Source organism: Oceanisphaera sp. (genome assembly GCF_052084945.1).
GTDB lineage: Bacteria > Pseudomonadota > Gammaproteobacteria > Enterobacterales > Aeromonadaceae > Oceanimonas.
The window spans coordinates 2,471-12,295 of sequence record NZ_JBQDEX010000090.1 but is presented as its reverse complement, the minus strand read 5'-3'; the positions used below and the strand labels follow the sequence as shown (position 1 = coordinate 12,295).

Here is a 9,825-nt window from a genome sequence, read left to right as displayed (position 1 = left end):
TTGTTCGACTTTTTATACAAACAAAAATAGATCAGTTATTTTTCCAGATTGGTATTACCGCTGTTATATATAATAAAACAGTATCCATACCGGCAGTGCCGCTAGGGCGACTGCGATAACAAAGCGACCCCAAGGAAACCTTGCCGTAGGCAGCTCATCGGCCACTCGCTCACTGGGGGCCTGTTTATGGCCGGTGACCATGGCTTTTACTAAGCCCTCGCCTTTTAGCTTATAGGTTAAAATGGCCAGTAAGTGCAAAGCGACCAGTAGCAAAATGCCGTAATAAAACCACTTTTTATGAAAATACGTCATTAAATCCGTTGTGGCACCAGACACATACATATACAAAGGGCCTTCATAAAAAATGTCATCAGTGGCAAACAACCCCGTCGTCAGTTGAAATAGCAAAGTCGCTAACAATACCAGTACCATTATGCCACCGACTGGATTATGGCTGAGGTAGATGGGCTTATTGGGCTTAACACTGGCAATTAAGTAGCCAAAAATATGCTTGGGGTGATAAATAAAATGGCTAAAACGGGCATAAGGGGTACCAATAAATCCCCAAATAATGCGATAGGTGAGCAAAGCCAATAGCACCTGTGCAAACAGCATATGCTGATCCATGTCCTCGCCTGCTGAGTACCACAATAAAAAGAGTAATACCGGTAAGCACCAGTGAAAAACTCGAATGGACCAGTCCCATACTTTAATGGGGGGGGCGGGTGAATGGCTCATTAAGGTGTGCTCCTTTGGCGTGAGTGAAGCATTATTTTAACCTAAGTGAATACTTTATTTAAGGTAATGCTTATTTTATCACTCCGCGGTGTGATGCCACTCTAAATCAAAATGTGCTTTGTTTTTAAGTTGGGTTGTAGCGTGCAGCTGAAGCCGTTCGTTTTGTAGCTTGGTATGAGGCATGCCTGAGCGCCTATCAAGTACGGAGGGATAAATACAAAATCCCAGCAAAAGCTGGGATCTTGTATGCAGTAAAACAGCAGCGATTATCTAGTTTGCGGGCTGTTTGATTTTAGCTAATGCTTGCTCTAATCCTTGGCGAAATTGACTGCGGGTTAGCGCATTAATCTCTTGCCATTTTTCTTGGGGGGCAAAGTTAACTTTGGTTTTTGTAGTAACGTCTTGCCCTTGTAATGCAACCCAGCGAGGGTCGTAGTTACGTGTTTGCTCGCTGTCCCATTCTAATACTTGGCTAACAATGGCTTTTAAGCGCTCAGGGTTGCTCATCGAGTAAGGTGCTATGTTAACGCCAAAGCGCTTGTTTAACTGACTTACAGCGGCATGAGTGGTGTTATCGCCTGACTTGTTAGCGTCACTGCGGGCGCGTAATTGGGCGGCGTAAAACCAGAATGTGGCCTGATCTTGGTATTCGTTATCGAACATAATGGCAGAAATCAAATACAGTACCGGTGGCGCATACTCGTTAGGCTGCTGCAATATGTCATTGATCATATCGCCATTACCGCTCGTAATAGCATCCATGGCTTGTTGAGACTGGGTTACATCAATTTGGGTAAATTCCCCTTTAGGGGTCATATCCGGCGTAGCATTGTCTTGCGTCGTTTCAGCCTCGGTATTGGTAGCCGCTTTATTCGTTTCCTCAGACGTAGGAGTCGTAGAGCAGGCGGCTAACAGACCACAGAGTAATAATGGATAGAGTTTCATGGGGTAACCTCGTTAATAATGATATATCTAGCAAAGCGAGAAATTGGCGTTAGGTCAAGGGATAACAGATAATTTTCAGCCTGTTTCCAAAATAAGTGTGCTAGTCAGGCATTTTTTGACCTATTACTTTCATTGATGCTATTAAAACAACTGCCATAACAATAAAAGTAACACAGATAAGTGTGCATTTGATAATGCTATAATATTAACTTGCCGTTGGTATATGTCAAGCCACAGCGTAAAACACACTCAGGATCCAGCTATTATTAGCTGTTTCTTTCATCAGGCATACTCATCGTTTTAATTACAAGGTCAGTGCCGCCATGACATTGCCGCTCACAATACGCGTTGCCACCTTTAATGTTTCTTTTAGTCGACCACAGCCTGGCCAACTGGCGGCTGAGTTAGCGGCAGGCTATCGACAGCCTCAGCATATTGCCCGCATTTTGCAGCATATTAGACCTGATATAGTGCTACTTAACGAATTTGATCACCAAGGGAATGCACAAGATGACGATCATTTACAACTGTTTTGCCAAGACTACCTAGCTAAAGGCGAGCAAGGAATTGATTATCCTTATCGATATTTAGTTCCGACCAATACGGGCATATTGGCGCCATTGTCTTTGCATGGTCAGGAAAGCCCTCGCTTACCCGCAGATGGCTTAGGCTTTGGCACATTCCATGGGCAATACGCCTTTGCACTGCTGTCGCGTTTTCCCTTATTAGCTGAACAGTTGCGCAGTTTTCGCCACTTTTTATGGCAAGATATGCCCAATGCGCGGCTCCCGCAAACCTCGCAGGGTAGTTACTATGGTGCAGATGTGCTCAATATATTACCGCTATCGTCTAAAAGCCATATCGATTTGCCGGTGGCACTGCCTAACGGACGGGTGCTGCACTTGTTAGCTTGTCACCCTACGCCGCCCATAGATGAAGGCGCTGAGCGGCGCAACAGTTGTCGTAATTATGATGAACTGCGTCTGTGGCATGACTATGTGCGACCAGAGCGGGGCCACTACCTGATAGATGATAATGGCGTTCAAGGTGGCTTAATGGCGCAAGCTGATTTTATTATCTTGGGGGACTTAAATGCCGATCCGCAAGATGGCGATGGTTTTCGTGAGGGCATTCAAGGGCTATTAGCCGATCCTGTACTTAACCGAGAGGTGGCTTTGGGCAGGCTAAGGCCTGCCTCTCGGGGGAGTTTTGCGCTTAAACCCAGAAGTGCCCGACTAGGCTCACCAAAACACTGGACTCATACTCAAGGCTTACGGCTCGATTATGTGTTGCCCAGTGCCAACTTAAAGGCGTTAGCTAGTGGGGTATATTGGCCAGCCCGCAACAAAGCTAATGCCGAGCTGTTTTGGAATAAACGCGGTTGGCCTGATCGACAAGCCAGCTCTGATCATCGTTTAGTCTGGGTCGACCTAGCCTGTTAAATGCTGAATTAAGCGTGAGTGTGCTCACGTTTTTAGTGCGCTAAAGCCCAATAACGCGAGCAATATCAAACATTAGTTATCAAAGGCTGGGTTTTTAAGTCGTTTAACTATTTAATGAAGTTTGAGACCCTGTATTGCTTTCGAAGTTCAGTTATCCGAGTTGGTGACCCGGATAAACAGCTGGTATTCTTCATAGTGGGCAAGCCCTTTGGCTTGCCCTTTTTTTTTGCCTATTTTTAATGGTTAAAGACTTTTTGCAACGAAATCCACTAAACCCACGAAAAAATAGAGATCATATCTGAAAAGAAACTGTGATAGTAAGAGCACGAACCAGTCGGCTTCCGAAGGGCCTATGTTTTGCAGGGTTACATTTATTAGACCAAAAACGGTGGTATACACAAAAAAGCCGATGTTTAACATCGGCTTTTTTTAGTAGGCGCAGCTGTGGGCTTGGCTTGTTATTGCTGGCGCTGGCGCAAGAAGGCGGGAATATCTAGGCCTTCTGGGGTGGGGTCATTGGGCTGCTCAACGGCTTGCGGTTGCGGCTGAGTCGGGGCTATGGTTTCTTGCTGTGGTTGTATACCCGTTGCAATCATAGTCACCTGAATACTGTCGGTTAGGCTTGGATCTAAGCTGATACCCGATACTACGGTGGCATACTCGCCAACACACTCGGCCACTTGATCACCAATTTTTTGGAAATCATCTAGCCCAATATCCATAGAGGCCACTACGTTTAATAATACACCACGAGCGCGCTCTAACTCGACACGCTCAAGCAGCGGGTTATTTAACGCCTGCAAGGTGGCATCTTCTACTTTATTATCACCCGTGCCTAAGCCAATGCCCATCACCGCCTTACCTTGCTGGCGCATAATAGTGCGCACATCAGCAAAGTCGATATTAATAAGGCCTGTTTGCCCAATGATATCGGCTAACCCTTTAACGGCATTCTGAATAACTTTACTACTTTCGGTAAACGCTTGTAGTAAAGGAGTTTTAGCGCCTAGCACTTTAAGCAAGTAGTCGTTGGGTAGCACTAACAGTGCATCGGTATGCTCGGCCAATACCGCAAGGCCATCATCAGCCGATTTAGCACGTAATTTACCTTCAAAAGCAAAGGGTCGAGTGACAATAGCGACAGTCATTATGCCCAGTTCACGGGCGACTTTTGCCACAATGGGGGCGGCGCCTGTACCGGTACCACCGCCCATGCCGGCGGTAATAAAGCATAAATCTGCCCCTTTTAGTTGGGCGCGGATTTCGTCAATACTTTCTTCAGCTGCCTGATGACCAATCTCAGACTGCGCGCCAGCACCTAGGCCACGCGTTAATAGTTTACCGAGCTGTAAGATATTGACGCGACTTTGTTGTAGCGCTTTGGCATCGGTATTCATGGCAACAATATTAACGTGATCGGGTAGGGTACTATCGGCTAATAAGTTGACGGTATTACCACCGCAACCCCCTACACCAATGACACTGATATTAATAGCATCACAATCTGCTTCGGCCGGTTCAAAAAGGAGATGGTCGTTCATCCGGTACTCCGTGGAAAAACAAAAGGGCTGATTAAGTCAGCCCTGCAAATTAAGGTTCGATAATAAATAGTTTAGCTGTTTTTTAACGATTCTGGGGCTAAAATTTCAACTTTTCCTGCCATATCGGTCAGCCAGCGGCGAAATTCAGGGGTGTCTTTCACCTCAGTTTCTACCATCATGCTCTGCTTGTCGTAACGGGTCAACCTAGGGTTATGTCCCGGAATTGCGGTTTCAATAATGGCACGATTTGGGTTAGTAATACGGCCCACAAAGTGAATGGTATCGGACTCTTCGTGGTATCCCTTTTCGCGGAGTAACTTATTGACACTAAACTCACGAGGTTGCATAACAGGGAGACTGGTTAGCTCTACTTCTTTAATGTTTTCAAAAGAAATACCGTAAATTTTAGGATCCATATCCGATACGGTGCATAACAGCATGGTGCCGTCTTTGCGGGCAACAATGCCTAATGGATTGACCTGCTCGTAACGCAGCCAAACGGTACGGCCTTTAATTACGCGTTTAATTTCAGCACTAAACTTACGACCCCGCCAGAGTGCATCACGAATAGTGGTGGCACGGCGTATATCAGGGCTACCAGCAAATGGCTTTGGTAAGCGCACTACATTTTCTGTCCAGCGACTAGCCAATTCGCTTTGGCTATCACCAATCACTTGGTTCGCTTTATCAATAATTGGGTTTAACTCTGTTAATACACTGGCCGGTAATAGATCGGCTGCCTGATCATTCCAGGTTTTAAGTGCCATGGCTAAGCCCAATGGCATAAAGTTGGCAAAGTCATTCAAACCATTGCGTTCAAAACACCAGCCATGGGGTTTGCTGCGATCATCGGATGTTAGATCAAACAAGCCCATGCCAGACATTTCTTCTAAGTCGCGCTGTACGGTGCGCAAACTTACCTGAATACCTTCTTCTTCTAACTTTACTTGCAGCTGGCGTGCGGTCAGCTTGTACGGACGATAAGGAACACGGCGCGCCAGGGTCAATTGTCTTAATAGCTTCTTACTCATGGTGATGCCCTCTTGCTTGGTATGATTCTATCCTAGATGAGGGGTGTGACAAGTTCTGTCGCATCTTTTGGCGGGTAGGCTGTCGCTATTTTTCTACACTTGTCGGTGATGGGTCTGTTTCTGACGTGATGTGCGTGTAGTGATTAGAGTTTTTTGTTATTAAACTTTTGATTTTTATAGTGTTATCTTTGTTATTGTCGGAATTGAACTATTACTACTTATTTCAGCGATAGGTGAAATAAAACGACATTATCTTTATTGATAGAGTGAAATAAAATGTCGTTATGCCTGTTCAAATTAAAAATGAAGGCGGTAGCGGAGTGGTGGTGGACTCACTGAGGTCTGTTTGATGCGGGGGTTGGATAAAGCAGGGTAAAGGAGCCGTAGCGCTTTACCCTAAATGAACAGGTTAGAGTGCTAACCAAGAGAATGGCGATTTACTGATAGCTGCACCATAGATATAAGCAAATGTTGCTATAGCGATTAAAGTGGCGATTAACCTTTGTTTGTGAGTTTTGCCTCGTTTAATGGCAATGGTGCCTACTATGATATAGACCACTAAGCCAACGACCTTAGCGGTTAGCCAAGGGCTGTTACCAAAAGGAATTTGGCTGCTAAGTACGGCCAGCCAGATACCAAGGGCTAATAATATGGTATCGATAACGTGAGGAGCTATTTTTAGCAGCTTATTTTGAATGCGATCTGGCGAAGGGATAGCCAGCCAAGCACGCAACATGAAAAGGGTAATGCTGATGATAGCAAACATCATATGAGCATGTTTAATGGCCACGTAAGGCATGATAACTCCAAAAAAACAATTATGAGGCTTCTATGATAACAGGAAGCTGTTTTATGGTAGCGTTAAATATGCGCTACCTAGCGCACAACAATCATTAATAAGGAAGTAATAGCATGTATCTAAAACGCACCTTTTATGGCTTGGTTGCCACATTGTTGGTCGCCCCTGTGTTGGCGGCACCCATTACTGTTTATAAGTCACTTAGCTGCGCATGTTGTGAAGACTGGGTCGCTCACATGCAAGAGTCTGGTTTTGATGTTGAGGTTATTAATGGTGATAACTTAACGCCCATTAAAAAGTTGGCTGGAGTCAGCTCCGAGTTGGCGTCTTGTCATACCGGCATTATTGATGGCTATGTGATTGAAGGACATGTGCCGGCTGCTGATGTGCGTCAGTTATTACAACAGCAGCCAGAGGTGCGTGGATTAACTATTCCTGGCATGCCACAAAGTGCGCCGGGTATGGATATTCCGGGCAGTCCTTATGACGTACTTAGCTTTGATGTTCAGGGCAATACTGAGGTATTTAATCGTTACCCTGGCTGATTAAGGGAGCCTTAAAGTCAATAAATCGCGTGCCCTGAAACACCAACACTCCTTTTTGCTCAAGAGTGAGTTGTTTATATAAGAGTCGACTAATTTGAAACACTCGCTCGTTATGACTATTAAGAGGACGAAACGTCGCGTAATAGTTCACCCTAGGGGGCGGCATCTCTGTTTGCTGCTTATGTGTTTGGCCCATAAATTCGCGCACATGTTTGTCGATGACAAGCACAGACAAATGGGTTTGCTCTTGCGCATTATTATGCAAATGAGTGTAAAAGCGGCGGCCGATAACAATAACAGCAATCACAATAATGATCCCAAGTACCAGCTTTCCCATGAGAGCCCTTTTTGATGTTGTGTTGGTGTTGTGCATTGTAAAGCATAAGTAGGCGAGATGAAGGTGTCTATTGAATCATTTAATGATGTCTAGCAAGGCTGCGGTATTGGCTGTAGGGTTACTTTTATGCGCTACTGCGACCGCAATATCTCTGCCGCCTGAATTACAGATAAAGGCCCACTTAAGCCAAGTGAGTGTACCTGCATGCCCCAAAGAGACCGCGAGTGAGCTTAGGTTAGCCTTCAATAATAATCAGTTAACAGGCCAGCTTTCGCAACTAAGTTTAGATTTAACTTGCACTTACAGTCGCCCCGCTAAACCATCTGGCAATGAGACAGATAATAATGATGCGCTCTCATTATTACTGAGCCTTCCTGATATTGACTTGACTATTGATGAGCTCACTCTGCATTTACCAAGTGGCCGCGTGAGAGGCCCTGCAGTGTTAAGCCTGCATCATCAAAATATTATTGTGCATTGGCAAACTGATGAGGGTGACGCACAACTTAATATTACTCCTGACCAACAAGGCTGGCGCTGGCAAGGTACATTACCTGGGGCCTTGCTTACTCAAAGTTTAACACAGCCGTTGCAAATCAGCGGTCGTTGGCAGCCCACTCAGCCTCTAACGCTTAACGTGGCAAGTACATTGCCTGCGCCGTTACAGGGCTCGTGGCAATTATTGTTGAATGCCGAGCACACAGCACAAGGTTGGCAGCTACAGCCAAGCTCTCAGCTAACGATGACCCAACTAAAATGGCAAGATGTGTTGTTACCTCAAGTACGGTTATCTCCGCGTGCCCCCGTGAGGCTTGGTAAGCCTTTGCAGGCGGAGCTGAGCTGGCAACAAGGGCGCTGGCAACAGCAAAAAATTCCGGCTGCTAGTTTGCAGTTACACGCAGACAACGTGACAGACAATCACGGCCAAGTCAGCTTAATATTGGCTCCTAATCTACGCTTAAACGGCGCTTGGTATTATGATCAAGGGCTGGCGCTAGATGTTCCATTACAAACGTTGTCTGCAAAAAGGGTCTGGTCCTGGTTGAATGACTGGTTATTGCTGCCGGTGGTGATGGATATGTCGGCAGGTCGATTGCAAGTGGCACTTAATGCCACCAATGTGTTGAATCGCAAACAACCGATTACTATCAGTGCCACGTTAACAGAGGGACAGTTGAGCTACAGTGACTTACTGGCCGAAGATTTGGCGGCTAATATTAAGTTGGTTTTGGGCGCGCAAGGGTTGCGCAGTGTCGGCCCTCAGGGGCTATCGGCCGCACGCTTAAATATAGGTGTGCCTATTAGTGATATTAACGGCGCTGTTCGTTGGCAAGATGATGAACTTTGGCTCTCGGGCTTAACCGCGCATGTATTTGATGGTTATATTGCTCTTTCACCTATGGCATTAAATTCCACTCCCCAAGGCGAAGCGCATTTTAGTGATATTGCCCTTGAGCAGTTACTTAGTTATGCCAGTGTTGATGGGCTTACGGGGCAGGGCCGACTTAAAGGGCGGCTACCTTTCTCGTTTGATCAAGGCTTGAGTATAAGTAATGGGCGCGCCGAGAGTGAGCAAGGGTGGGTTACCTATCAGGCTAGCGAACAACTTAAGGCCACAGGTGACGCTAATATTTCTTTGGGCTTAACGCTTGGATTATTAAGTGATTTACGATATGACCGCTTAGGCGCAGACATTTCAATGGCGCGCAACGGTGAGGCGGTGATTAATAGCCATTTACATGGTCAGGCACCGATAAAAGGCACATTACACCCTGTTAACTTAAATTATCACCATCAAGAAAACCTGTTACAGTTGCTAGCCAGCTTGCGCTTTGCTCAAGATTTAAGTGAGCAACTGCCAGCTAAGATACAGCGGGAGAACAACCAATGATCAGATACACCGCCATTATCGGCTTGTTATTACTGAGTGCATGCACGCCTCGAGTAGAAATAATGGTGCCGGATAAGCCCATTACCGTTAATTTAAATGTCAAAGTGGATCATGAAATTAGGGTACGGGTCGACAACGAGCTGGAACAGTTATTTGAACAAGAGCAAGACTTGTTCTAAGGAGGGGGTATGCGGTGGTTAATCATAATATTTGCAACGGCGCTTAGCTTTTCAGCGTGGGCGCTCGACTTACAACAAGCCAAGCAACAAGGTTTGGTGGGTGAGCAGTTAAATGGGTTAGTGGGTATAGTGCTGGAAAAAAGTGATGTGGGCGCAGTAGCCAATGACATTAATCGCAAGCGCCTAGCTAGCTATCAAGATATTGCTAAGCGTACCGGCACTAGCTTAACCGTGGTACAAACGCGAGCTGGCCAATATAATATTGAACGTACCCAAGCGGGTCATTATATTCAGCTGGCAGACGGCAGCTGGCGCAAAAAATAGTGACGCTCAGCCCCGCTGCTGGGCTGATGTACGCTTTAAGCCTTGCGTTCTAC

11 protein-coding genes are annotated in these 9,825 nt (G+C 45.9%); 5 read left to right on the top strand and 6 right to left on the bottom strand.

Features of this window, described 5'->3' with window-relative positions; translation table 11 throughout:
• Positions 1–63: 63 nt before the first annotated feature.
• Entirely contained in the window at positions 64–738 is a 675-nt protein-coding gene (locus tag ACTHY5_RS08980; protein WP_441878854.1) for a cytochrome b/b6 domain-containing protein, read from the bottom strand.
• 270 nt (positions 739–1,008) lie between these two features.
• Entirely contained in the window at positions 1,009–1,683 is a 675-nt protein-coding gene (locus ACTHY5_RS08975; RefSeq protein WP_441878852.1) for a hypothetical protein, read from the bottom strand.
• 323 nt (positions 1,684–2,006) lie between these two features.
• Between ACTHY5_RS08975 and ACTHY5_RS08970 the strand changes: the two genes are divergently transcribed.
• Positions 2,007–3,125, top strand: coding sequence for an endonuclease/exonuclease/phosphatase family protein (locus ACTHY5_RS08970; RefSeq protein ID WP_441878850.1), 1,119 nt, complete (start codon positions 2,007–2,009; stop codon positions 3,123–3,125).
• A 458-nt stretch (positions 3,126–3,583) separates the two neighbouring features.
• On the opposite strand, the gene ftsZ is transcribed toward ACTHY5_RS08970, so the two are convergent.
• The 3 genes from ftsZ to ACTHY5_RS08955 all read right to left on the bottom strand — a co-directional run bounded on the left by ftsZ (position 3,584) and on the right by ACTHY5_RS08955 (position 6,496).
• A complete protein-coding gene (gene ftsZ, locus ACTHY5_RS08965) occupies positions 3,584–4,666 on the bottom strand; it encodes a cell division protein FtsZ (RefSeq protein WP_441878848.1) in 1,083 nt (360 codons plus the stop codon).
• A 71-nt stretch (positions 4,667–4,737) separates the two neighbouring features.
• Positions 4,738–5,697: a helix-turn-helix transcriptional regulator gene (locus ACTHY5_RS08960; protein ID WP_441878846.1), complete on the bottom strand. Its 960-nt coding sequence runs from the start codon at positions 5,695–5,697 to the stop codon at positions 4,738–4,740.
• 409 nt (positions 5,698–6,106) lie between these two features.
• Complete coding sequence (locus ACTHY5_RS08955) at positions 6,107–6,496, bottom strand: SirB2 family protein (protein WP_441878844.1); 390 nt, start codon at positions 6,494–6,496, stop codon at positions 6,107–6,109.
• Positions 6,497–6,609: 113 nt separating this feature from the next.
• Here ACTHY5_RS08955 and ACTHY5_RS08950 point away from each other — a divergent pair, with 113 nt between their 5' ends.
• The gene (locus ACTHY5_RS08950) at positions 6,610–7,041 is read left to right on the top strand and encodes a DUF411 domain-containing protein (RefSeq protein WP_441878842.1); all 432 of its coding nucleotides are present in this window, start codon (positions 6,610–6,612) and stop codon (positions 7,039–7,041) included.
• On the opposite strand, the gene ACTHY5_RS08945 is transcribed toward ACTHY5_RS08950, so the two are convergent.
• Positions 7,022–7,378, bottom strand: coding sequence for a DUF2500 family protein (locus ACTHY5_RS08945; protein ID WP_441878840.1), 357 nt, complete (start codon positions 7,376–7,378; stop codon positions 7,022–7,024). The genes ACTHY5_RS08950 and ACTHY5_RS08945 overlap by 20 nt on opposite strands.
• A gap of 70 nt (positions 7,379–7,448) precedes the next feature.
• Between ACTHY5_RS08945 and ACTHY5_RS08940 the strand changes: the two genes are divergently transcribed.
• Genes ACTHY5_RS08940 through ACTHY5_RS08930 form a run of 3 tightly spaced genes read left to right on the top strand, consistent with a single transcriptional unit; the run spans position 7,449 to position 9,772 of the window.
• Positions 7,449–9,269, top strand: coding sequence for an intermembrane phospholipid transport protein YdbH family protein (locus ACTHY5_RS08940; RefSeq protein WP_441878838.1), 1,821 nt, complete (start codon positions 7,449–7,451; stop codon positions 9,267–9,269).
• Positions 9,266–9,448 carry a YnbE family lipoprotein gene (locus ACTHY5_RS08935; RefSeq protein WP_441878836.1) on the top strand — a complete coding sequence of 61 codons (183 nt, stop codon included), beginning with the start codon at positions 9,266–9,268 and terminating at the stop codon, positions 9,446–9,448. The genes ACTHY5_RS08940 and ACTHY5_RS08935 overlap by 4 nt, the downstream gene beginning before the upstream one ends.
• A 9-nt stretch (positions 9,449–9,457) precedes the next feature.
• Complete coding sequence (locus ACTHY5_RS08930; RefSeq protein WP_441878834.1) at positions 9,458–9,772, top strand: YdbL family protein; 315 nt, start codon at positions 9,458–9,460, stop codon at positions 9,770–9,772.
• The last annotated feature ends 53 nt before the right edge of the window (positions 9,773–9,825 follow it).

Excerpts from the sequence above, each read along its gene's own strand:
- ACTHY5_RS08980 (WP_441878854.1), bottom strand. The coding sequence starts at position 738 with ATGAGCCATTCACCCGCCCCCCCCATTAAAGTATGGGACTGGTCCATT.
- ACTHY5_RS08975 (WP_441878852.1), bottom strand. The coding sequence starts at position 1,683 with ATGAAACTCTATCCATTATTACTCTGTGGTCTGTTAGCCGCCTGCTCT.
- ACTHY5_RS08970 (WP_441878850.1), top strand. The coding sequence starts at position 2,007 with ATGACATTGCCGCTCACAATACGCGTTGCCACCTTTAATGTTTCTTTT.
- ftsZ (WP_441878848.1), bottom strand. The coding sequence starts at position 4,666 with ATGAACGACCATCTCCTTTTTGAACCGGCCGAAGCAGATTGTGATGCT.
- ACTHY5_RS08960 (WP_441878846.1), bottom strand. The coding sequence starts at position 5,697 with ATGAGTAAGAAGCTATTAAGACAATTGACCCTGGCGCGCCGTGTTCCT.
- ACTHY5_RS08955 (WP_441878844.1), bottom strand. The coding sequence starts at position 6,496 with ATGCCTTACGTGGCCATTAAACATGCTCATATGATGTTTGCTATCATC.
- ACTHY5_RS08950 (WP_441878842.1), top strand. The coding sequence starts at position 6,610 with ATGTATCTAAAACGCACCTTTTATGGCTTGGTTGCCACATTGTTGGTC.
- ACTHY5_RS08945 (WP_441878840.1), bottom strand. The coding sequence starts at position 7,378 with ATGGGAAAGCTGGTACTTGGGATCATTATTGTGATTGCTGTTATTGTT.
- ACTHY5_RS08935 (WP_441878836.1), top strand. The coding sequence starts at position 9,266 with ATGATCAGATACACCGCCATTATCGGCTTGTTATTACTGAGTGCATGC.
- ACTHY5_RS08930 (WP_441878834.1), top strand. The coding sequence starts at position 9,458 with ATGCGGTGGTTAATCATAATATTTGCAACGGCGCTTAGCTTTTCAGCG.